The sequence below is a fragment of the Nocardioides sp. Z22_16 genome (assembly GCF_058134365.1).
Genome location: NZ_JBYTTI010000004.1, coordinates 433044 through 456031 on the forward strand (window position 1 = coordinate 433044; position 22988 = coordinate 456031).

14 protein-coding genes are annotated in these 22988 nt (G+C 72.1%); 5 read left to right on the plus strand and 9 right to left on the minus strand.

The annotated features are described in order from the left end of the window. The first annotated feature begins 48 nt into the window (after nucleotides 1–48). Both AC3X7R_RS14235 and AC3X7R_RS14240 read left to right on the plus strand, forming a co-directional pair. On the plus strand, nucleotides 49–4575 hold the full coding sequence (locus tag AC3X7R_RS14235; protein ID WP_489966319.1) for an ATP-dependent helicase: 4527 nt from the start codon (nucleotides 49–51) through the stop codon (nucleotides 4573–4575). Beyond that, the gene (locus AC3X7R_RS14240; protein ID WP_489966320.1) at nucleotides 4568–5353 is read left to right on the plus strand and encodes a DNA-formamidopyrimidine glycosylase family protein; all 786 of its coding nucleotides are present in this window, start codon (nucleotides 4568–4570) and stop codon (nucleotides 5351–5353) included. The genes AC3X7R_RS14235 and AC3X7R_RS14240 overlap by 8 nt, the downstream gene beginning before the upstream one ends. Nucleotides 5354–5405: 52 nt before the next feature. Here AC3X7R_RS14240 and AC3X7R_RS14245 read toward each other — a convergent pair whose 3' ends face one another. From AC3X7R_RS14245 to AC3X7R_RS14275, 7 genes are all read right to left on the minus strand, one after another. Next, nucleotides 5406–5720 carry a helix-turn-helix domain-containing protein gene (locus AC3X7R_RS14245; RefSeq protein WP_489966321.1) on the minus strand — a complete coding sequence of 105 codons (315 nt, stop codon included), beginning with the start codon at nucleotides 5718–5720 and terminating at the stop codon, nucleotides 5406–5408. A 62-nt stretch (nucleotides 5721–5782) separates the two neighbouring features. Beyond that, a complete protein-coding gene (locus AC3X7R_RS14250) occupies nucleotides 5783–6262 on the minus strand; it encodes a CinA family protein (RefSeq protein WP_489966322.1) in 480 nt (159 codons plus the stop codon). Nucleotides 6263–6360: 98 nt separating this feature from the next. Then, nucleotides 6361–8583, minus strand: coding sequence for a bifunctional metallophosphatase/5'-nucleotidase (locus AC3X7R_RS14255; protein WP_489966323.1), 2223 nt, complete (start codon nucleotides 8581–8583; stop codon nucleotides 6361–6363). A gap of 131 nt (nucleotides 8584–8714) precedes the next feature. Continuing rightward, on the minus strand, nucleotides 8715–9353 hold the full coding sequence (gene pgsA / locus AC3X7R_RS14260) for a CDP-diacylglycerol--glycerol-3-phosphate 3-phosphatidyltransferase (RefSeq protein ID WP_489966324.1): 639 nt from the start codon (nucleotides 9351–9353) through the stop codon (nucleotides 8715–8717). After that, nucleotides 9350–10786, minus strand: coding sequence for a 30S ribosomal protein S12 methylthiotransferase RimO (rimO, locus tag AC3X7R_RS14265; RefSeq protein ID WP_489966499.1), 1437 nt, complete (start codon nucleotides 10784–10786; stop codon nucleotides 9350–9352). The genes pgsA and rimO overlap by 4 nt, the downstream gene beginning before the upstream one ends. A 117-nt stretch (nucleotides 10787–10903) precedes the next feature. After that, nucleotides 10904–12709, minus strand: coding sequence for a helix-turn-helix domain-containing protein (locus AC3X7R_RS14270; protein ID WP_489966325.1), 1806 nt, complete (start codon nucleotides 12707–12709; stop codon nucleotides 10904–10906). After that, complete coding sequence (locus tag AC3X7R_RS14275; RefSeq protein ID WP_489966326.1) at nucleotides 12706–15285, minus strand: FtsK/SpoIIIE family DNA translocase; 2580 nt, start codon at nucleotides 15283–15285, stop codon at nucleotides 12706–12708. The genes AC3X7R_RS14270 and AC3X7R_RS14275 overlap by 4 nt, the downstream gene beginning before the upstream one ends. Nucleotides 15286–15503: 218 nt before the next feature. Between AC3X7R_RS14275 and AC3X7R_RS14280 the strand changes: the two genes are divergently transcribed. After that, nucleotides 15504–19019 (plus strand): M4 family metallopeptidase, encoded by a 3516-nt coding sequence (locus AC3X7R_RS14280; RefSeq protein WP_489966327.1) that lies wholly within the window; start codon nucleotides 15504–15506, stop codon nucleotides 19017–19019. A 72-nt stretch (nucleotides 19020–19091) separates the two neighbouring features. On the opposite strand, the gene AC3X7R_RS14285 is transcribed toward AC3X7R_RS14280, so the two are convergent. Both AC3X7R_RS14285 and AC3X7R_RS14290 read right to left on the minus strand, forming a co-directional pair. Next, the gene (locus AC3X7R_RS14285; protein ID WP_489966328.1) at nucleotides 19092–19964 is read right to left on the minus strand and encodes a M56 family metallopeptidase; all 873 of its coding nucleotides are present in this window, start codon (nucleotides 19962–19964) and stop codon (nucleotides 19092–19094) included. A 4-nt stretch (nucleotides 19965–19968) separates the two neighbouring features. Then, on the minus strand, nucleotides 19969–20370 hold the full coding sequence (locus AC3X7R_RS14290) for a BlaI/MecI/CopY family transcriptional regulator (RefSeq protein ID WP_489966329.1): 402 nt from the start codon (nucleotides 20368–20370) through the stop codon (nucleotides 19969–19971). 142 nt (nucleotides 20371–20512) lie between these two features. Here AC3X7R_RS14290 and AC3X7R_RS14295 point away from each other — a divergent pair, with 142 nt between their 5' ends. After that, entirely contained in the window at nucleotides 20513–21955 is a 1443-nt protein-coding gene (locus AC3X7R_RS14295) for a cytochrome ubiquinol oxidase subunit I (protein ID WP_489966330.1), read from the plus strand. Between the two features lie 16 nt (nucleotides 21956–21971). Then, complete coding sequence (gene cydB, locus AC3X7R_RS14300) at nucleotides 21972–22985, plus strand: cytochrome d ubiquinol oxidase subunit II (protein ID WP_489966331.1); 1014 nt, start codon at nucleotides 21972–21974, stop codon at nucleotides 22983–22985. The last annotated feature ends 3 nt before the right edge of the window (nucleotides 22986–22988 follow it).

Here is a 22988-nt window from a genome sequence, read left to right on the forward strand (position 1 = left end):
ACGCGCGGACGAGCCGTTTTGTGGGGAGGTGGGTGCCAAGATGACGGGGTGCCGGTCCTCGATGCGTTCAGCGCACCCACCAGGGAGTGGTTCCGCGCCGCCTTCGCCGAGCCGACCGCGGCACAGGAGGGGGCCTGGGAGGCCATCCGGCGCGGTCGCCACGCCCTCGTCGTGGCGCCGACCGGCTCCGGCAAGACGTTGAGCGCCTTCCTGGCCGGGATCGACCGGCTGCTCACCGAGGAACCTCCGGAGCCGGCGCGTCGGTGCCGGGTCCTCTACATCTCCCCGCTCAAGGCGCTGGCGGTCGACGTCGAGCGCAACCTGCGGGCCCCCCTGACGGGGATCCGGCACACGGCCGCGCGTCTGGGCACCGAGCTGCCCGAGCTCCGGGTGGGGGTGCGGTCGGGGGACACTCCGGCCAACGAGCGCAGGCGGCTGAGCACCTCGCCGCCCGACATCCTCATCACCACCCCCGAGTCGCTCTTCCTGATGCTCACCAGCCAGGCCCGCGAGTCGCTCCGCGGCGTCGAGACCGTCATCCTCGACGAGGTCCACGCAGTCGCCGGGAGCAAGCGCGGCGCCCACCTGGCGCTCTCCCTGGAGAGGCTCGACGCCCTGCTGCCGGCACCGGCCCAGCGCATCGGGCTCAGCGCCACCGTCCGGCCGGTCGAGGAGGTGGCCCGCTTCCTCGGCGGGGGCGCGCCGGTGGAGATCGTGGCGCCACCCAGCGAGAAGACCTGGGACCTGCGCGTCGTCGTCCCCGTCGAGGACATGACGGCTCCCGAGGAGTACGACGAGGAGTCCGGCGACCCCCGGCGGAGTCAGTCGCTGTGGCCGCACGTCGAGGAGCGGGTCGTCGACCTGGTGGAGCAGCACCGGTCGACGATCGTCTTCGCCAACTCGCGACGGCTCGCGGAGCGGCTCACCGCCCGCCTCAACGAGATCGCAGCCGAGCGTGCGGGTCTCGCCCCGGAGCCGGTGGGCGTCGGCGCAGGGACCAGCCAGCTCGCTACGCCGTCCGGACCGCCCGCCGAGGTGATGGCGCAGTCAGGCGGCACCCAGGGCGCCGCCCCCGTGCTTGCCCGAGCGCACCACGGGTCGGTCTCCAAGGAGCAGCGCGCCCTCATCGAGGACGACCTGAAGCAGGGCCGCCTGCCGTGCGTGGTCGCCACGAGCAGCCTGGAGCTGGGCATCGACATGGGCGCGGTCGACCTGGTGATCCAGATCGAGTCACCCCCCAGCGTCGCCAGCGCGCTGCAGCGGGTCGGCCGCGCCGGCCACCAGGTGGGCGAGACGAGCCGCGGAGTCCTCTTCCCCAAGCACCGCGGCGACCTGGCGCAGACCGCGGTGGCCGTGCAGCGCATGCGCTCCGGCCAGATCGAGAGCCTGCGGATCCCGGCCAACCCTCTGGACGTGCTGGCCCAGCAGGTCGTGGCGGCGACGGCGGTCGACGAGTGGGAGGTGGAGGGCCTCTACTCGCTGGTGCGTCGCTCGGCCCCGTTCGCCTCCCTGCCGCGCAGCGCCTTCGACGCCACCCTCGACCTGCTCAGCGGTCGCTATCCCAGCGAGGAGTTCGCCGAGCTGCGCCCGCGCCTGGTCTGGGACCGGGTGACCGGCCGGCTCACCGCCCGCCCGGGGGCCCAGCGCCTGGCGGTGACCAGCGGCGGCACCATCCCCGACCGGGGCCTCTTCGGCGTCTACCTGGTCGGTGAGGGGACCGGCCGACGCGTCGGCGAGCTCGACGAGGAGATGGTCTACGAGTCGCGGGTGGGCGACGTCTTCGCGCTCGGCGCCAGCAGCTGGCGGATCGAGGACATCACCCACGACCGGGTGCTCGTCACCCCGGCCCCGGGCGTGCCGGGCCGGCTGCCGTTCTGGAAGGGCGACGGTCTCGGCAGGCCGGCCGAGCTGGGCGCGGCGATCGGCGAGTTCTGCCGCGAGCTCGCCGCGCTCCCGGTCGCCGACGCCGTGGCGGAGGCCGGCGGCCACGGTCTCGACACCTTCGCGGCGACCAACCTCGTCCACTACCTCACCGAGCAGCGCGAGGCCACCCACGTCGTCCCCCACGACCGACAGCTCGTGGTGGAGCGGTTCCGCGACGAGCTGGGCGACTGGCGACTGGTCCTCCACTCCCCCTACGGGCTTCCGGTGCACGCCCCCTGGGCCCTGGCCGTCAACGCCCGGCTCCGCGAGCAGTACGGCGTCGACGGGCAGGCGCTGGCCTCCGACGACGGCATCGTGATCCGGGTGCCCGACAGCGACCAGGAGCCCCCCGGGGCCGACCTGGTGGTCTTCGAGCCGGACGAGATCGAGCAGCTGGTCACCGACGAGGTCGGAGGCTCCGCACTCTTCGCCAGCCGGTTCCGCGAGTGCGCGGCCCGGGCGCTCCTGCTCCCCCGCCGCGACCCGGGGCGCCGCAGCCCGCTGTGGCAGCAGCGGCAGCGCAGTGCGCAGCTCCTCGAGGTCGCGGTGAAGTACCCCTCCTTCCCCATCGTCCTCGAGGCTGTCCGCGAGTGCCTCCAGGACGCCTACGACCTCCCGTCCCTGCTCGCCCTGCTCCGTGCGGTGCAGCGGCGCGAGATCACGGTGATCGACGTCTCGACCACCCAGCCGTCCCCGTTCGCTCGCACCCTCCTCTTCGGGTACGTCGCACAGTTCCTCTACGAGGGCGACTCCCCCCTCGCCGAGCGTCGGGCTGCCGCGCTGAGCCTGGACCAGTCGCTGCTGGCCGAGCTGCTCGGTCGGGCTGAGCTGCGCGAGCTGCTGGACCCCGACGTGCTGGCCGAGGTCGAGTCGGACCTGCAGTGGCTGACCGAGGAGCGCCAGGCCCGCGACGCCGAGGGGGTCGCCGACATGCTGCGGCTCCTGGGGCCGCTGACGCGGGACGAGGTGGAGGCCCGGAGCCGCCCCGGATCGCCGGTGGGCAGCTGGCTCGCCGACCTCTCCTCGGCCCGTCGGGTGGTCGAGGTCAGAATGGCCGGGGAGCCCGTCTGGTGCACGGTGGAGGAGATCGCCCGGCTGCGCGACGGCCTCGGTGTGCCTGTCCCGCCCGGCACCCCGGTCGCCTTCACCGAGGTCCAGGAGGACCCGATCGGCGACCTGGTGGCCAGGTATGCCCGGACGCACGGCCCGTTCACCACCGAGACGGTGGCCGCCCGCTTCAGCCTCGGTGAGGCGGTGGTGCGTCAGGCGCTGCAGCGCCTCTCGGACCGCGGCCGGGTGCTCGACGGCGAGTTCCGCCCCGGCGGCACCGGGCTGGAGTGGTGCGACGCCCAGGTGCTGCGTCGGCTCCGGCGCCGTTCGCTGGCCAAGCTGCGCCAGGAGGTCGAGCCCGTCACCCCCGACACCCTGGCCCGCTTCCTGCCGGCGTGGCAGAGGGTCACCACCACGCGGGGCGGCCTGCGTGGGGTCGACGGGGTGGTCGCCGCCCTCGACCAGCTCGCCGGCTGCGCGGTGCCCGCCAGTGCCCTGGAGCCGCTGGTGCTGGCCGCACGGGTCCGTGACTACCAGCCGGCCTTCCTCGACGAGCTCACCGCCTCGGGCGAGGTGCTGTGGTGCGGCCACGCCGCGCTGCCCGGCAGCGACGGGTGGGTGAGCCTCCACCTGGCCGACCAGGCCGCCCTGACCCTCCCCGATCCCGTCGACGACGAGCTCGACGAGCTCCAGCTCCGGGTGCTGGAGGCGCTGGAGCCGGGCGGGGCGTGGTTCTTCCGACAGCTCTCGGACCAGGTCGGGTCCACCTCCGACCCCACCCTCTCGACCGCACTGTGGGGGCTGGTCTGGTCGGGGCACGTCACCAACGACACCGTGCTGCCGCTGCGGGCCCTGGTCCGCTCGGGGACCCCGTCCCACCGCACCCGCCGTCCCCCACCCCGGACCGGCCGGATGCCGATCCGCGGCGGACCGCCCGAGACGGCCGGGCGCTGGTCCCTGCTCCCGCCGCGCGACACCGACCCCACCCGGCGTGCGCACGCGGTGGCCGAGCACCTCCTGGAGCGGCACGGGGTCGTCACCCGGGGGGCGGTCACCAGCGAGCGGGTCGCTGGCGGCTTCGCGGGCGTCTACAAGGTGCTCGCGGCGTTCGAGGACTCGGGACGCTGCCGGCGAGGCTACTTCGTGGAGGGGCTGGGCGCGGCCCAGTTCGGCACCGCGGGCGCCGTCGACCGGCTGCGGACCTTCAGCGACACCGATCGGCGGACCGCCCCGCCCGAGGCGGTCGCGCTCGCAGCCACCGACCCGGCGAGCCCCTTCGGTGCCGCGCTTCCGTGGCCCGAGACGTCGGGTCACCGTCCCGGCCGCAAGGCGGGCGCCCTGGTCGTGCTGGTCGACGGCCACCTCACCCTCTACGTGGAGCGCGGAGGGCGCACGCTGCTGACCTGGTCCGACGAGCCCGAGCGGCTGGAGCCGGCCGCGCGGGCGCTCGCCGAGTCGGTGCGCCGGGGTGCCCTGGGGCGCCTCACCGTGGAGCGCGCCGACGGCTCGCAGCTCCTGGGTTCCGGGGAGACGCCCCTGCGCGGGGCACTGAGAGAGGCTGGCTTCGTCGCCACGCCCAAGGGGTTGAGGATCCGTGCCTGAAGGAGACACCGTCTGGCGGGCCGCCCGCCTGCTCGACCGGACCCTGGCGGGCCGGCGGTTGACCAGGAGCGACTTCCGCGTCCCTCAGCTGGCCACCCACGAGCTCGCCGGAGGACTGGTCCGCAACACCACGAGCCGCGGCAAGCACCTGCTCACCCGGATCGACGCCGACCGCCCCTGGACGCTCCACACCCATCTGAAGATGGAGGGCGCCTGGCAGGCCTACGCCCCGGGGCAGAGATGGCGCCGCCCGGTGCACACCGCCCGGGTGGTGCTCGAGACACCGGACCGCCTCGCCGTCGGCTTCTCCCTGGGCATCGTCGAGCTGCTGCACCGCGAGGACGAGCACCTGGCCGTGGGGCACCTCGGGCCCGACCTGCTCGGCTCGGACTGGGACGAGGAGGAGGCACTGCGCCGGCTGACCCTGGATCCGACCCGCCCCCTGGTGCACGCGCTGCTGGACCAGACCAGCCTGGCCGGGATCGGCAACATGTATGCGGCCGAGCTCTGCTTCACCGGCGGACTCAGACCGACCACCCCGGTGGGCCAGGTCCCCGAGCTGCCACGTCTGGTCCGCCGCGCCAAGCTGATGCTGGAGCAGAACAAGCAGCGCGCCGAGCAGTCGACCACCGGCGACCTGCGCCGGGGTCGACGCACCTGGGTCTACCGTCAGGCCGAGTGCCTGCGGTGCGCGACGCCTGTCAGCGTCGAGCAGACCGGTCCTCCCGGGCGGGAGCGCGCGACCTACTGGTGCCCGAGCTGCCAGCCGGACCGCTGAGACGCGGAGCGCCGCAGCGCGGACGCCGGCTGCCGGGACGGGTGAGGTCTGCTCAGGCGGCCGAGGCGACGACGTCGCCAGGGGCGGCAGGCGCCGGACGGGCGACCTCGAGCGAGGTGGTGGTGGCCATCGCCTCCTCGTGGGCGACAGCGACGCTGGCCTCACGGAGGACCGACGAGAGCGGCACCTCGAGGGCCGCGCACAAGGAGGCGAGCAGCTCGGAGGACGCCTCCTTCTGGCCACGCTCGATCTCCGAGATGTAGCCCAGGCTCACCCGGGCCTCGGCCGAGACCTCGCGCAGGGTCATGCCCAGCTCCATCCGCTTGTGGCGGAGGACTTCGCCGAGAGACCGACGAAACAGCACCATGCGCGCGTCCTTCCTGGTTCGACTCGTGGTGCCACGCTACCGGAACCCCTCAACAAGCGGTGTCACCCCACGGCTTCGGCGAGGTGGGCCAGCGCTCTGCGGCAGGTCTCGTCCTGGATCTCGTCGCGGGTGCCGTGGAGCTCCAGCGGTCTGGCAGTGGCACCGCCCGGTCCACAGAGACCGAGGAAGACCGTCCCCACCGGACGTCCCTCCTGCCGGTCGGGGCCGGCCACGCCCGTGGTCGCGAGCGCCCAGGTGCTTCCGACCAGGGCCTGCACACCCTGGGCCATCTGCTCGGCGCACGCGGCGGAGACCACCCCGTGCCGCGCGACCAGCTCCTCGCTGACGCCCAGGACGTGGATCTTGACCGCCGTCGCGTAGGAGACCACTCCTCCGAGGAAGACGGCGGAGGCACCAGGCACCCGGGTCACCGCGGCCGCGAGCCGCCCCCCGGTGAGGGACTCCGCCACCGACAGCGTCTCCCCCCGGGCCCCGAGCAGCCTGAGGAGCCGGGCGGCGTCGGGGTCCGGCGGTCTCGTCATGGAGCGATCCTAGGACGCGACGAGGGGCCCGGGTCTGCACCCGGGCCCCTCGCACCTCACTCTGCACCGGACGCCCCGCGCGGGGGCGTCCGGCAGGCTCAGCGCCTCTGCACGCGGAGGTTGTAGCTCTTCTTCTGGGCGTTGTACTGGTTGTTGCCCAGGTACTTCACGCGCACCGTGTAGCTGCCCGCGCGGGGCACCCGGGGAAGCCGCACGTTGACCTTGCTGCGGGGCTTGCCCTGGACCTTCTTCAGCTCGCCGAAGGCCTTGCGCTTGAAGCCGTTGCCCTGGATCACGACCTTGACCCGGCCGGTGACCTTGCCGTCGTTGTTGGCCTTCACCACGACCTTGACCCGCGGGCGGGTCTTGTCGGCCTTGACCACCTTGGGGAAGACCCGGACCTGCTTGATCTGTGGCCGGGTCTTGCGGAGCTCACGGGTGACGGTGGTCCCCGACGGCTGGGCGACCAGCTCGATGCCGGTGCCCGCGGGGGCGGCGAACTTCACGTTGGCGATCCCGTTGTTGACGGGGACCGACTTGATGACCGTGCGCTTCCCGTTGTTGCGGATGCGCACCACGTCCACGCTGGTGTTCTTCGGCGCGCCGACCGAGGTCAGGTCGAGACCGGAGACGCGGGCGCGGACCCGCTCGCCCATCGTCACCTTGCGGTCCTTGAGGTCGCGGACCTCCACCTGCTGCCTGGCGAAGTCCGGGGTCACCGGGTGGTCGCGCAGGTACTTGATCCACACGTCGCGGTCGACCAGGCCGGTGTCCTTGGCCTGCCCGTCCCGGAAGGCGGTGAAGTTGTCACCGCCCGCACCGAGGAAGGAGAACGTGGAGACCTTGTAGACCTTCTTGTTGTCGAGCCACTGGTCGTTGAGCCGCACCGAGGTGATCCGGGAGCCGGCGGCCTTGGAGCCGTCGTAGGTCACCTCGACGTTGTCGGAGAGACCCAGGTTGAGGAAGGGACGACTGGAGCCCTCGGGCTGCCACTGCTGCTCGAGCACGCGGCGCAGCTGGGCGCCGGTGAGCTCCACGGTCCAGATGTTGTTGACGAACGGCAGCACGTCGTTGGCCTCGGCGTAGGTGATCACCCCGTCGGTGTTGGCCGGGTTGGTCGAGGTGTTGCCTGCGAAGAGCAGGTCGGCCCGGAGACCACCGGGGTTCACGATGCCCAGGTCCGGTACGGCGATCTCGGCAGGCACGCCGTCGCGCAGCGCGTTGGCGACCAGGTCGCCGAGCGTCGACTCGGCACCTCGGTTCTCGACCGGCTTGCCGGAGGCGTCGACACCGTCGTAGGCACGCGTGACGTCGGCGGTCAGCCTGCCGATGGGCTGGTTGCCCACCTCCGCGGCCTTGGCCTGGGCGGCCTTGACCAGCTCGTCCACCTGGGCGACGACCGGGTTGGAGAGGTCGGCGTCGGCGACACGGGCGTGGTTCTGGGCCGTGTAGGCCTTGACGTCGCCGGTCGCGGCGTCGAGCGTCAGCTGGACCTGGCCGACGTTGGCGCCGTACTCCCCGGTCTGCACGAGGGGGCGGGTGCCGCCACCGGGCTTGGGGGCGTCCCAGGCGTAGACCTGGTGCGTGTGGCCGTTGAAGATCGCGTCGACGCTGTCGGGCAGCGAGGCCATCCGCTGGAACTCGCCCGCGCTGGCGGCCTCCTTGGCGTAGCTGGAGTCCGCGCCGTGCGCCGCGCCGGAGTGGAACGACGCCACGATGACGTCGGCCTCGCCGTTCTCGGCTACGCCGTCGCTCAGGCGCTTGGCGACCCGGTCGACGGCGGCGACGGGGTCACCGAAGTCGAGGTCGGCCACGCCCCCGGGGGCGACCAGGGCGGGGGTCTCCTCGGTCACCGCGCCGATGACGGCGACCTTCAGGGACCCGGCCGTGAACTCCGCGTACTCGGGAAGAACGGGGTTCTGCGTGCCCTTCTGGTACACGTTCGCGCCGAGGTACTTCCACTGGGCGTTGGTGTTGTTGTTGATGACGCGGTCGCGCAGGTCGGCCCAGCCACGGTCGAACTCGTGGTTGCCGACGGCTGAGGCGTCCAGGCCCACGGCGTTGAGTACGTCGATCGTCGGCTGCTCGTCGGAGACCGCGGAGGCGAACTCCGAGGCGCCGATCAGGTCACCGGCGCCGACGAGCAGGTCGGTGTCGGTCGAGGAGGCGTTGCGGAGGTTCTCGACCGTGGTCGCCCACTTGACGGTGTTGGAGTTGATCCGGCCATGGAAGTCGTTGACCCCGATGAGGTTGACGACCACGTCGTCGACCGCGGAGGCCGGCGAGGTGGTGATCGCCACGAGCGTGAGGGGCGCTGCCACGAGCCCCGCGATGGTTGCCGTCGCCGTGAGGCGGCGGCCTGGTTTTCTGATCGCTGACACAGTGCTGTTCCCTTGTTTGGTGGACAAGTGATCCCTGCCACCATAGCCAGAGTGGCTGGTGGGACTGCGACTCAGCGTTCGTTGTGCGCGGCGCCGTCCGTGCCCCGAGCGCGGTGCCGTCGGACGTCGCGGAGGAACTCGTAGCCCGACCACAGCGTCATCACGACCGCCCCCGCCAGCAGGACCTGCCCGGTCAGGAAGAGCACCTCGCCAGGGGTCCCCCAGGAGTCGAACGCGCCTCCGTGCGCCTCACCGTGCGGCAGCGGCCACAGGAGCACGCCGAGGGCGAGCGCCTGCAGGGTCGTCTTGATCTTGCCGCTCTGCGACGCCGCCATGACCACGTCGGAGAGGACGGAGAGCCGCAACAGCGTGACGCTCCACTCGCGCACCAGCACCACGAGGGTGACCCACCACCAGACGTCCCCGACCAAGGAGAGTCCGATGAGGGCCATGCCGGTGATCGCCTTGTCCGCGATCGGGTCGGCGATCTTGCCGAAGTCGGTGACGATGTCGTACTTGCGCGCCAGGTCACCGTCGATCTTGTCGGTGATCATCGCCACCGCGAAGAGCGCGAAGGCGATCCAGCGCCAGGTCACCGAGTCGCCGCCGTCGTGCAGCAGCGCCCACCCGAAGAAGGGGACGATCAGGATGCGCAGCGTCGTCAGCGCGTTGGGGACGTTGATGTTGCTGGTCCGCGTCGGGGCGCTCATACGCCGCCAGCCGACACACGAGCGAGGAGGTCCACACCGACAGTCTCGACGACCTCGGCCGTCACGAGGTCCCCGACGCGCACGGTGGACGGCGCGTGGCTGAGCGTGGTCGTGCCGTCGACCTCCGGCCCCTGGTGACGGGCCCGCCCCTCGACGACGCCGTCCTGGAGTGACTCCACCAGGACCTCGACCTGCTCGCCGATGCGCTCCTCGGCGCGCTGGGCGGTGAGCTCCTCGACCAGGCCGGTCACGTGGGCCACCCGCTCCGCGACCTCGTCGGGGTCGATCTTGCCGTCGTACGACTCGGCCTCCGTGCCGTCCTCGTCGGAGTAGCCGAAGACGCCGGTGACGTCGAGCCGCGCGGCCTCCAGGAAGTCGCAGAGGACCTGGAGGTCGTGCTCGGTCTCGCCCGGGAACCCGACGATCACGTTGGAGCGGACACCGGCCAGCGGTGCCTCGGCGCGGACGCGCCCCAGCAGGTCGAGGAAGCTCTCCGGATCGCCGAACCGGCGCATCCTGCGCAGCAGCGGAGCGCTGGCGTGCTGGAAGGAGAGGTCGAAGTAGGGCACCACGCCCTCGGTCCGGGCGATCGCCTCGATCAGACCGGGCCGGGTCTCGGCGGGCTGCAGGTAGGAGACGCGCACCCAGTCGATGCCGTCGATGGCCGTCAGCTCCGGCAGCAGGGTCTCCAGCAGCCGCAGGTCGCCGAGGTCCTTGCCGTAGGACGTCGAGTTCTCGCTGACCAGGAAGAGCTCGCGGACCCCCTGCTCGGCCAGCCACCGCGCCTCGGCGATCACGTCGGAGGGCCGCCGGCTGACGAAGGACCCGCGGAACGCGGGGATGGCGCAGAACGCGCAGCGGCGGTCGCAGCCGCTCGCCAGCTTGAGGGGGGCCATGGGTCCCCCGTCGAGCCGGCGCCGCAACGCCCGCGGGCCGGTGGGCGGCGACTGGCCGGGCTCCAGGTCCGGGGCGGCGACCGCGTGGCCCGGCACGGTCACGTCGACGGCCGAGGCGCGCTCGACGGGCGAGATGGGCAGCAGGCGTCGCCGGTCGGAGGGCACGTGCGAGACGTGTCGCTCCCCCGCCACGATGGACCGCAGCCGGGCCGCGATGTCGGGGTAGTCGTCGAAGCCCAGCACCGCGTCCGCCTCGGGCAGGGACTCCGCCAGGTCCTTGCCGTACCGCTCGGCCATGCAGCCGACGGCCACCACGGCCTGGGTCCGGCCGTGGGCCTTGAGATCGGCGGCCTCGAGCAGCGTGTCGACCGAGTCCTTCTTGGCAGCCTCCACGAAGCCGCAGGTGTTGACCACCACGGTGTCGGCGTCCTCGGGGTCAGACACGAGCTGGAAGCCGTCCGCCTCCAGGCGGCCCGCCAGCTCCTCGGAGTCGACCTCGTTCCGGGAGCAGCCGAGGGTCACCACGGCCACGCTCAGGGGCGCCGGCGAGGAGTCAGATCTGTACGTCGTCATAGGAGGTCGAGTATGCCGCCACCGGGGTCCGGGCGTGGATTCCCCGCCCCCGAACCCGCGGGGGTGGTGACCCAGACCACGTCAGTCGGCCGCGTAGGTCCCCTGCGCGGCGGTCCCGGCCTCACCGACCGGTCCGCGCTCGACCCCGTTGATGGCGACGGTGACCGCGCCGTCGCTGGTCTGCACGCGCACCGGCGGGGAGGCGTCGATGCTGCGGCTGTCGCCGATGGCCAGGTCGCCCTTGAAGACCACCACACCGGAGCTGTCCCGCACGACGACCTTGGCGCCACCTGCGGGGGCGGCCACCACCACCGGCACGGGGTCGGCCGCGACCGCGCTGCCCGCGTGCGGGCCCCCCGAGCCGTTGAGGACCGGAGCGGCCCCCAGATCCGAGGGAGTGTCCATCACCAGGCGCGCGACCGACCAGGCCAGCACCAGGGCCATCACCGCCGCCACCAGGATCGACCAGTTGGCACCGCCGCGGGTCCCGCGGATGGGGCCGTGGGCCCCCGTCGCCAGCTCCGCCTCGAAGACGCGGCGCGGGTCGATCGGGGCGTGGGCGTAGCGCTCCTCGTAGGTCTCCAGGAGGGGAGCCACGTCGACACCGAGCACCCGCGCCAGGGTGCGCAGGTGGCCCCGGGCGTAGAAGTCGCCACCGCACGGGACGAAGTCGTCGACCTCGATGGCCTCGATCACGTGCGGACGGATCCGGGTCCGCTCCGCCAGCTGGTCCACCGAGAGGCGCAGACGGGTCCGCGCGGCCCGCAGGTCGGGACCGATGACGGGATCGGAGGCCGGCTCCACCACGAAGTCGTCGAAGACCACCGGAGCCACCGGGTGCCCCTGGCGGGCGATGGGCCGGACCCGGTCCCCCCAGGTCTGGGTGTCCTCGACCAGCTCCACCGCCATCGGCAGCACGTGGGTCTCGTCGCTGGCCTGGTCGCGCAGGACTTCGGCGCGGACGGGCTGGGACGTCTCACGGAGCGGCGCGGGCGCGGGGGTCACGGGCGGCGCGACCGTCGCGTCCCCCCGGTCGTCACTCGCGTCGCCGGCCCGGTCGTCCGCGACGTCGTCCGCCACGTCGTCGGCCGGGGCTCCGGCCAGGTCATCAGCCGGGGCGTGGCGAGCGTCCAGGTGCTCCTCGGGCGCCTCCTCGGCGTCCCCGAGTCGCCCCTTGCGCGACAGTGGCGCCGAGACCTTGGTGAGGGCACCGGCGAGGAGCGGCCGAGGGTCGCGCAGGCGGCGGCGGGGGGGCGCGGAGTCCTGCTCGGGCTCGGCGGCGGTCCCGGCGGGCACCACGATGACCTCGGCTCCGCGGTCGGCGAGGCGACCCAGCGCTTCGGCCGGGTCGCTCCCTTCGGCGCTGATCCGCGTGGTCAGACCGAGCGGCAGGGCCAGGGGCCCGCCGTAGAGACGCGTCGCGAGCCGGGCCTGGCGCGCCCCTGCGCGGTCCAGGTCCGCCATGAGCAGCTCGCTGTTGCGCGGCACGACGGTGAGCCTTCCGTCCCGGAGCAGACCACGGCGAGGCGTGTGCTCGACACGCTCCACGGCAGACCAGGTGAGGCCCCGCCAGGTCCGCCCGAGGCGCACCCTCACCCCTTGCGCGTCGGCCACCAGGAGCGGGGTGCGGGCGTCGAGGAAGGAGGCGAGCCAGGTCACGGCGAGCAGTCCCATGACGGCGACGAGCGCCCAGTCCAGGACCGCACCGGTGCTGGTGGCGCGCGCCAGGTAGGCGATGGCGACCGCGGAGGAGAGACCTCCGACCCCGGCCGCCAGCCCGGCGTTGCGCCGGACCTCCACCAGCCCGGCAGCCAGGCTCAGGGAGGGCCCGTCAGCCCCGTCCGCGGACTCGACGTCGTGGTCCACCCGCTCCTCGGCAGCGCTCATCGCTCCCCCTCCAGTGTCGCGATCACGGAATCGATCTCGTCAGGCTTGACCAGCACGTCACGGGCCTTGGAGCCCTCGCTCGGACCCACCACCCCACGGCTCTCCAGGATGTCCATCAGACGCCCGGCCTTGGCGAACCCGACGCGGAGCTTGCGCTGCAGCATCGAGGTGGAGCCGAACTGGGTGGAGACCACCAGCTCGACGGCCTGGATGACCAGGTCCATGTCGTCGCCGATGTCGTCGTCCAGGTCCCGCTTGGCGGCCGCCGGAGCGGTCACCTCCTCGACGTAGGTCGGCTCCAGCTGGTTCTTGCACGCCTCGACGACCTGGTGCACCTCCGCCTCGGTGACCCAGGACCCCTGGACACGCACCGGCTTGGAGGAGCCCATCGGCAGGAAGAGCCCGTCACCCTGGCCGACCAGCTTCTCGGCGCCCGGCTGGTCGAGGATGACCCGGCTGTCGCCCAGGCTGGAGGTGGCGAAGGCGAGTCGGGAGGGGACGTTCGCCTTGATCAAGCCGGTGACGACGTCGACGGAGGGTCGCTGGGTGGCGAGCACCAGGTGGATGCCCGCGGCCCGGGCGAGCTGGGTGATGCGGACGATCGCGTCCTCGACGTCTCGCGGGGCCACCATCATCAGGTCGGCGAGCTCGTCGACGATCACCAGGAGGTAGGGGTAGGGCGAGAGCTTGCGCTCGCTGCCCGCCGGGACCTCGACCTTGCCCGCCCGGACCGCCTTGTTGAAGTCGTCGACGTGGCGGAAGCCGAAGTTGGCGAGGTCGTCGTAGCGCATGTCCATCTCGCGCACCACCCACTGCAGCGCCTCGGCCGCCTTCTTGGGGCTGGTGATGATGGGGGTGATCAGGTGCGGGATGCCCTCGTAGGCGTTGAGCTCGACCCGCTTGGGGTCGACCATGATCATCCGGACCTCGTCGGGGGTCGAGCGCATCAGGATCGAGGTGATCATCGAGTTGATGAACGACGACTTCCCCGAGCCGGTGGCACCGGCCACCAGCAGGTGCGGCATCTTGGCCAGGTTGGCGATCACGAAGCCGCCCTCGACGTCCTTGCCGAGACCGGTGACCATCGGGTGGTGGTTGGAGCGCGCGGTCTCCGACCGGAGCACGTCGCCGAGCGAGACGATCTCCTTGTCGGTGTTGGGGATCTCGATCCCGATCGCGGACTTCCCGGGGATCGGGCTGAGGATGCGCACGTCGGCCGAGGCCACCGCGTAGGCGATGTTCTTCGACAGCGCGGTGACCTTCTCCACCTTGACCGCGGAGCCCAGCTCGACGATGTACCGGGTGACGGTCGGGCCGCGGGTGTAGCCGGTGACCTGCGCGTCGATGCCGAACTCCTCCAGCACCTGCTGAAGACGGTCCACCACGGCGTCGCTCGCCTTGGACCTCGCCTTGTGCACGGACCCGGGCTTGAGCATGTCGCTCGCGGGCAGGGTGTAGGTGATGTCGCCGGAGAGTGCCAGCTGCTCGACCCGCGGCGGCAGCGGGGTGTGCGGGGGCGGCTCGACCTCCCCGGACCCCTGGTCCGGGACGGGGGCCGGCGCGCTGGTGGGGTCCAGGATGCCCAGACCCTCGTCGGCACCCTCCTCCAGCGCGACGTCGACCGGGTCGGGGCGGCGGCGGCGACGGCGGACCTCGCGCTCCTCCAGCACCGGCGAGTCGTAGGCGGGGTCCCCCATCTCCTCGTCGACCGGGACGCTGCCGCGGCGCTGGCGCACCGGGCGGGTCTGCTCGGAGTCGCCCGGCTCCTGGGTCGCCGGCGCGCGCCCGAGTGCCCGGTCGCGCAGAGCGGCCAAGCGCGCCGGGACCTGGTAGAGCGGGGTCGCGGTGATGACCAGCACGCCGAAGAGCGCCAGCAGGGCCAGCAGCGGCACCACCACCCAGGGCGTGCGCAGCAGGTCGAGGAGGAGGCTGGAGACGATGAAGCCGACGGCTCCGCCCGCCTGCTGCAGGTCCCGGGCGTCGCCGACGCTGGGCTGCGGGTTGCCGTTGGCGATGTGCACGATGCCGAGGACACCGAGCACGAAGGCCGACCAGCCGATCACCTGTCGGCCGGCCGGGCCGTTGTGCTCGGGGTCTCGCAGGGTGCGCCAGCCGAGGTAGGCGAGCCAGAGGGGGACGGCCCAGCCGACCTTGCCCACCGTGCCGGCGGTGGCGGAGCGCACGAGGTCCATCGCTCCCCCGGGGGGCTGCCACCACACGGCGCCGGCGACGACCAGGGAGAGACCGAGGAGGGCCATGCCGACGCCGTCGCGCCGGTGCGCGGGGTCGAGGTCGCGGGCGCCGTGGCCGATGCTGCGGGCCGCGCTCCCGACGGCGTGGGCGACCCCCAGCCAGGCGCTGCCGACTCCGCGCCCGAGGGCGCCGAACCCGCGGGCCACCGGCCCGGGTCCGTTGCGGACCGCGCGGGGGGCGGGCCGACGGGCCACCGACTTCTGGGGTCGCTTGGAGCTCTTGCCGGCTCGGCTTGAGCCAGTACTCCGTGATCGGGCGCTCGAGGGCTTCTTGGACGCGCTCGTGCTCCGCGACCCCGGCGGGGAAGACGTACGGGTCGCCATGCTCAGGACAGTAGTCCACCCGTCACACCAGCCACACGAACCACAGGGCGCGTGTCGCAGCGGGCAGCGACCCCGGATCCCCGGCGGCAGAGACGGTGGCGGAACTCGTTACACAAAGTTTGCATCCCGCTCTTTACCTGTCGCAAGAGCCGTCCTTAGGGTGACCGCACCACCGCGTCTCGGGTGGGCAGAATCACTCCTTCGAAGGGATGTCCCCAGTGAAGCTCCTCAAGCAGGGGCTTGCGCTGGCGGTGGTGGGGGCGGGTCTCGTGGCCGCACCCTTCACGCCAGCCCAAGCAGGACCCGCCGGGCCCGAGGGCCTGGTCGCCAAGATCAAGCAGGAGGCCCGGGGCACCGTGGCCGCCACCCGCTCCGACGCCACCGGGCGCATCGGGTTCCTCACCGTCAAGGGCGGAGGCGACCTCCTCCCCACGGTCGACGCCGACTCGCGCCGGAGCGCGGTCGCCAAGGCCGAGGCCTACCTGGACAAGTACGCCGCCGCCTTCGGGGCTCGCGCCGCCGAGCTGGAGCAGCAGCGCGTCGTCTCCGACGCCCACGGCACCACCGTCACCTACACCCAGAGCTACCGGGGGGTCGAGGTCTTCGGGGCCACCCTCAAGGTCAACGTCGACAGCGAGGGCGACCTCACCGCCGTGAGCGGCCTCGCGGCCCCCGACCTGGACCTCGACGTGACGCCCGAGGCCTCCTCCGCGGACGCGGCGCGGATCGCCGAGGAGTGGGTGCGGTCCGACCCCCCGACCAAGTCCGAGGGCAAGGGCCAGGCAGACACCAGCGGTCTGCGCGCGTCGGACCCCCAGCTCTTCGTCTACCGCAAGGGCCTCACCAAGGGCGAGCCGGGCGAGAGCGTCCTGGCCTACCAGGTGGAGGTCTCCAACGGCTCCAGCATCCGTGACGTCGTCTTCCTCGACGCCGACCACCTCAAGATCCTCAACCGCTGGTCGATGGTGCACGACGCGCTGGACCGCGAGCTCTACGAGCTCAACCCCGGCACCGCGCCCGTGTGGCAGGAGGGAGAGCCCTTCCCCGGCGATCTCAACGTCGACCAGCAGAACCTGGTGAACTCCGCCGGCGAGTCCTACTGGCTCTTCGCCAACGCCTTCGGCCGTGACTCCTACGACGGGGCCGGCGCGACGATGAAGACCGTCAACAACGACCCCCGGATCAGGTGTCCCAACGCCAACTGGAACGGCACCACCACCAACTACTGCAACGGCGTCACCTCCGACGACGTGGTCTCCCACGAGTGGGGCCACGCCTACACCGAGTACACGTCCGGGCTGATCTACCAGTACCAGTCGGGGGCGCTCAACGAGTCCTACTCCGACGTCTGGGGCGAGACGCTGGACATCATCAACGAGCGCGAGGACGAGGGCGAGAGCTTCACCACCCGCCGTGCCGCGGGGTGCGCGCAGGGCGCGCCCTCCGGCATCGAGATGGCGATCACCGCGCCGGCCTCGGTCGCCGGTGAGTGCAACGCCGTCGAGGCGGCGTTCGGGGAGGGCTTCAGCACCGCGCCTCTGACCACCGACGTGGTGGTCGCCGTGGACGCCGCGAACCCGGTGGGCCCCTCCACCACCGACGGTTGCTCCCCCTACACCAACGCGGCGGCGGTCGCCGGCAAGTTCGCCTACGTCGACCGCGGGACCTGCACCTTCCAGGAGAAGGTGACGCTCGCCGAGGCTGCGGGGGCGACCGGGCTGGTGATCGGCAACAACAACGTCGACTTCCCGACGGTCGCCTCGGGCGAGGCGGACATCCCCGGGGTCATGGTCACCCAGGCCGACGGCGTCCGCTTCAAGCAGGCCGGCACGGCCACCGTCACCATCGCCGCGGAGGACACCGCCCAGCGGGAGGTCAGCACCCGGTGGCTGATGGGTGAGAAGTCGCCCGCCTTCGGGGGCGCGATCCGCGACATGTGGTCGCCCACCTGCTACGGGGACCCGGGCAAGGTCACGGACGCCGAGTACAAGTGCGACCCGGCGTTCACCGACGCCGGTGGCGTCCACAGCAACTCGGGCGTGCCCAACCACGCCTACGCGCTGGCCGTCGACGGCGGGACCTACAACGGCCGGACCATCACCGGCATCGGCCTCGACAAGGCCGCCAACGTGTGGTGGCGCGCCCAGTCGGCGTACCTCACCCCGGCGTCGAACTTCCTCGACATGGCGGACGCGCTGGAGAAGTCCTGCGCGGACCTGGTCGGACGGCCGATCAACCGGCTGACCACCGCGCCTGCGGCCGGAGCCGTGGCGACCGCCCCCGTGCAGACAGCCGACTGCACGCAGATCCAGGCAGCCGTCGCGGCGGTGGAGATGCGCACCGATCCGGCGCGCTGCGACTTCCAGCCCCTCCTCGACCCGAACGCGCCGTCCCTGTGCGGCGAGGGCTTCGTGACCGAGGCGCTGTGGAGCGAGGACTTCGAGGACGGCCTCCAGGGCTGGGGCGCGAGCGAGGCGCTCGCCTCCTGGGACGACTCGGGGTACTACGGCAGCTTCGGCAGGCCGTGGGTGGCGCGAGCCGGCGTGGACGGCAACACCTCCCAGGTGGCGTTCGGCCCGACACCGGACCTCGGCGACTGCTCGGGCGACGGGGCGGCAGGAGACGACTTCTCCAGCCGCAACTCCATCGTCTCGCCGCTCATCGAGATGCCCTCCCGACTCCGGACCCCGCGCCTCGCGTTCGACCACAACGTGGCGACCGAGGCCGGCTACGACGGCGGCAACGTGAAGATCAGCATCGACGGGGGGCCCTTCGAGGTCATCCCGGCCGAGGCCTACCTCTTCAACGCACCCGGCACCCTCAGCACCGAGGCCCAGGGGAACACCAACCCCCTGGCCGGCGAGGACGGCTTCACGGGCACCGACGGCGGCGAGGTGACGGGCTCCTGGGCGCAGTCCCAGGTCGACCTCACGGCGGTCGGTGTCGAGTCGGGGGCCACGGTCCAGCTCCGTTTCGACATCGGTCGTGACGGGTGCGGTGGCATCGACGGCTGGTACGTCGACGACATCGAGATCCTGGACTGCAAGCTGCCGGTCTCGGTGGCCGCGACCCACCAGCCCGGTCCCTCCGTCTTCGGCCAGGCCTCCGAGGTCGTCGTCGAGGTGGAGCGCGAGGGCAGCGTCGGCTCCGAAGCCACCGGGGACGTGCTCCTGACCGACGGTGACGGCCGGACGGTCGGTGAAGCCGAGCTCGACGACGGCGAGGCCAGGATCGGACTGCCGGCGGACCTGCCGGTGGGCACCCGCACGATGAGGGTGACCTACTCGGGGAACGCGACCATGGCCAAGGCGTCGGCCGACGTCACCGTCACCGTCGTCGCACCCGGCGAGCCGGCACCGACGCCCTCCCCGGGCCCGACACCGGGCCCGACACCGGGCCCGACCACGCCCCCGACACCGGGCCCGACCACGCCGCCGGACCCGGGCCGGAGCGACTCGGACACGACGGCGAAGGTGCGTCCGAAGGCTCCACGGTTCCGCAAGGGGTTCCGGGTCGTGGTCCGCGTCAAGGCCGACGCGGGGAGAGCCACCGGACGGGTCGTGGTCAAGATCGACGGCAAGAAGGTCGGCACCGGCAAGCTGAGGAAGGGCAGGATCGTCCTCAGGGTCTCCCCCGGCCTGCGACCGGGCAAGCACCGGCTGGTGGCCAGGTACGTCGGCTCTGAGGGGGTCGACGGCAGCCGGGACCGGATGACGTTCCGGGTCAGGCGCTGATCCGGGTCTCCCCCACCAGGACGGGCCCCGTCGGAGCAGGTCTCCGGCGGGGCCCGTCCTGCGTCCGGCCCCTCAGCCCTGCAGACCGAGGAGCCAGGGCGCCACGACGAGCGCGGTGGGCAGCACCAGGACCGCCCAGGAGGCGAGGACCAGGGAGGCGCCCTGCACCGGGCGCCGCCTCGGGTCGGCGAGCACCCGGACGCGTTCGACGAGGTCCGAGGCCGCCGCTCCCATGGAGCCGGCGGGCACCCGTCCGTGGGCCATCGCCAGCAGCGCAGCCCCCAGGTCGTGGGGGCGGCCCACCTTGAGGGCCGCCCGGTCGGCGAGCAGCTCGACGAGCAGCTGCACCTCGCGCAGCGCCGCGTCGCTGGAGACCCAGCGAGGGAACGCACGGTGGAGGACGGTGAACGCCTCGAGGACGAGGTCGTGGCGAGCGGCCAGGTGTGCGCGCTCGTGGGCGAGCACGGCGGCCAGCTGACCCCTGTCCAAGCGCTCCATGGCGGCGGCGGAGACCACCACGCGGGAGCGTGCCACGCCCGGCAGGCAGTAGGCGACCGGCACGTCGTGCTCGAGCACGTGCACGTCCTCGTGCCTGCCCGCGACCAGGTCGACCTGCTGGCGGTGGTCACGGCGCAGCGAGCGCAGGGAGGTGCCGACCCGGTGACCGGAGAGGAGCAGCCTCGCGGTCACGACGAGGGTCACGCTCAGCGCCACCGCGGCGACCGCCAGCCGCGCCAGCCCGGGCTCGTCCCGCAGCGTCTGCCCGGTGGCCAGCGAGAGGCCGGCCCCCAGGGCGGCCAGCACCGAGGCGAGGGCGATGGCCTGCCAGAGCACCATCGCCGCGAAGGGCGTCAGGTGCAGTCGCGAGGATCTGGCCATCAGGGCAGGCACCGGCCCGGCCAGGGCGACCGCAAGCAGCCCCAGCACCAGGGGCGTGAACTCCATGGGGTCAGGATCCCAGAGCGTCGAGGGCCTTCCGCAATGCGGCCAGGTCCTCGGCGGATGCGTCCTCCACGAACGCCACGAGGGCGGGGACTCGCTCCGTGCTGCCCAGGTCGGCCAGGGTGTCGCGCATCAGGTCGGCCGTCATCTCGGCCCTGGTCGCCCGGGCTCGGTAGCGGTAGGCGCGGCCGTCCTTCTGCTGCACCACCAGCTCCTTGCGCGCCAGCCGGTCCATCACCGTCATCACGGTCGTGTAGGCGACGTCGCGGCTCTCGGAGAGACGCGCGTGCACCTCACGCACCGTCGCGTCTGCCCCGGCGTCGAGATCCCAGAGCGCGTCCATCACGGCCCGCTCGAGCTCGCCGAGCCCGGACTTGCCGCCTGCTGAGGCCTTCCTCGTCTTCCGCACCCCCCCAGCATACCTACGAATCCACGTAGTACTACTCTCCGCGTACTACAAAATACGTACTACGCGGTACGTACTACGTGTCGTAGTATTCGATCCGCCGCCGCAGACCCGGCGGCCTCAGCTCCCACAGCCTGGAGGCAACGTGGACGTCCTCGAGATCGCACGGTGGCAGTTCGGCATCATCACCGTGTATCACTTCCTCTTCGTGCCCCTCACGATCGGGCTCACGGCCCTGATCGCCGGCATGGAGACGGCCTGGGTGCGCACCCGCAAGGAGGAGTACCTGCGTCTCACGAAGTTCTTCGGGAAGCTCTTCCTGATCAACTTCGCCCTCGGGGTCGTGACCGGCATCGTGCAGGAGTTCCAGTTCGGGATGAACTGGTCCGACTACTCCCGCTTCGTCGGCGACGTCTTCGGGGCACCCCTGGCCATCGAGGGTCTGCTCGCCTTCTTCCTGGAGTCGACCTTCCTGGGGCTGTGGATCTTCGGGTGGGACAAGCTCCCCCGCGCCCTGCACGCGGCGTGCATGTGGCTGGTCCACCTCGGCACCCTCGCGTCGGCGTACTTCATCCTGGCGGCCAACAGCTGGATGCAGAACCCGGTCGGCTACACCTACAACGCGGAGAACGGACGCGCCGAGCTCGTCGACTTCTGGGCAGTGATGTTCAACAAGGTCCAGCTCGTCACCTTCCCGCACGTGGTGCTCGCCGCCTACATGACCGCCGGTGCGTTCATGGCAGGGGTCGGCGCCTACCTCTACGTCAGCAGGCGTCACCGTGACGACCAGCCGCTCTACCGCAAGGCGATCCGGATCGGCGCGGTCACCGCACTCGTCGCCGGCCTGGGCGTCACCGTCTCCGGCGACATCCAGGGCAAGATCATGACCGAGGTCCAGCCCATGAAGATGGCGGCCGCCGAGGCGCTCTACGACACCACCAGCAAGGCTCCGTTCTCGGTCCTCACCCTCGGCAGCCTGGACGGCTCCGATCCCAAGCACCTCATCGAGGTCCCCGGCCTGCTCTCGTTCCTGGGCACGGGCAGCTTCGACGGCGAGGTCCAGGGGATCAACCAGCTGCGCGACCAGTACGCCGAGGAGTTCGGCCAGGACCCCGGCGCCGCGTACTACCACGCCGGGGACTACGTCCCGGTCATCCCGGTCACCTACTGGTCCTTCCGCTTCATGATGGGCCTCGGCTTCGCCGTGGCGGCAGGTGCCGCGGTGCTGCTGTGGGCCACCAGGCGCGGACGCACCCCCGCGGGCCGCTGGCTCGGCCGGGTCGGGCTAGCCCTTCCCATCGGCGCGGTCGCGGCCAACTCCTTCGGCTGGATCTTCACCGAGATGGGCCGCCAGCCGTGGGTCGTCTTCGGCCTGATGACCACCGAGTCCGGCGTCTCCCCCGGCGTCAGCGTCTTCGAGGCGGCGACCTCCCTGATCGTGCTGACCCTGCTCTACGCCGTGCTCGCCGTCGTCGAGCTCGGACTGCTCGTCAAGTACACCAAGATCGGCGCGGAGCCGTTCTCCGAGCCCCCGGAGGTGCCCATCGGAGGCGCCGACGACGACCGCCCCATGGCATTCGCCTACTGAGGGAGAGAGACACAGCATGGAACTCACCACCGTCTGGTTCGCCCTCATCGCGATCCTGTGGATCGGCTACTTCACCCTCGAGGGGTTCGACTTCGGGGTCGGCATGCTCCTGCCGGTCCTGGCCCGCGACGAGCGGGAACGCCGCGTGATGTACAACAGCATCGGTCCCGTCTGGGACGGCAACGAGGTCTGGGTCCTGGTGGCGGGCGGCGCCACGTTCGCCGCCTTCCCGGAGTGGTACGCCACCCTCTTCAGCGGCTTCTACCTCCCACTCCTGCTCATCCTGGTCGCGCTGATCGTGCGCAACCTCGCCTTCGAGTACCGCGGCAAGCGCGACGACGACCGGTGGCGCGCACGCTGGGACCTCGCCGCCATCGTCGGCTCCTGGCTCCCGGCCGTGCTGTGGGGAGTCGCCTTCGCCAACATCGTCGCCGGGGTGCCGATCGACGCGGAGAAGGAGTTCACCGGCACCCTCTTCACCCTCCTCAACCCCCTGGGCCTGCTGGGCGGTGCGGTCACCGCCGCGCTCTTCGCCACCCACGGCGCCCTCTTCATCGCCCTGAAGACCGACGGCGAGATCCGCCACCGTGCCCGGGACCTGGCCGAGCGGCTCGGCCTGCTCGCCGCGGGCCTGGCGGTGGTCTTCATGCTGTGGATCCAGCTGCGCACCGGAGACGCCCTCTCGGCCGTCGCCTTCGTCCTCGCAGCCCTGGCCCTGGTCGCCGGCCTGGTGATGAACCGGGCCGGGCGCGAGGGGTGGGCCTTCCTCGGGACCTTCGCCACCATCGCGCTGGCGGTCGGCGGGCTCTTCCTGGCCCTCTTCCCCGACGTCATGCCCTCCACCACGGACGTGGCCTACTCCCTGACCACGACCAACGCCGCGGCGACGGCGTACACCTTGACGGTGATGACGTGGGTGGCGGTGATCTTCACCCCGATCGTCCTGGGCTACCAGGCCTGGACCTACTGGGTGTTCCGGAAGCGGATCAGCCTCGACAGCATCCCCGAGCCCGCGTCCGTGGGGCGCTGACCG

Bases quoted from the DNA above. Each gene is read 5' to 3' on its own strand.
- cydB (WP_489966331.1), top strand. From the start codon at position 21,972: ATGGAACTCACCACCGTCTGGTTCGCCCTCATCGCGATCCTGTGGATC.
- AC3X7R_RS14250 (WP_489966322.1), bottom strand. From the start codon at position 6,262: ATGACGAGACCGCCGGACCCCGACGCCGCCCGGCTCCTCAGGCTGCTC.
- AC3X7R_RS14275 (WP_489966326.1), bottom strand. From the start codon at position 15,285: ATGGCGACCCGTACGTCTTCCCCGCCGGGGTCGCGGAGCACGAGCGCG.
- AC3X7R_RS14270 (WP_489966325.1), bottom strand. From the start codon at position 12,709: ATGAGCGCTGCCGAGGAGCGGGTGGACCACGACGTCGAGTCCGCGGAC.
- AC3X7R_RS14245 (WP_489966321.1), bottom strand. From the start codon at position 5,720: ATGGTGCTGTTTCGTCGGTCTCTCGGCGAAGTCCTCCGCCACAAGCGG.
- AC3X7R_RS14285 (WP_489966328.1), bottom strand. From the start codon at position 19,964: ATGGAGTTCACGCCCCTGGTGCTGGGGCTGCTTGCGGTCGCCCTGGCC.
- pgsA (WP_489966324.1), bottom strand. From the start codon at position 9,353: ATGAGCGCCCCGACGCGGACCAGCAACATCAACGTCCCCAACGCGCTG.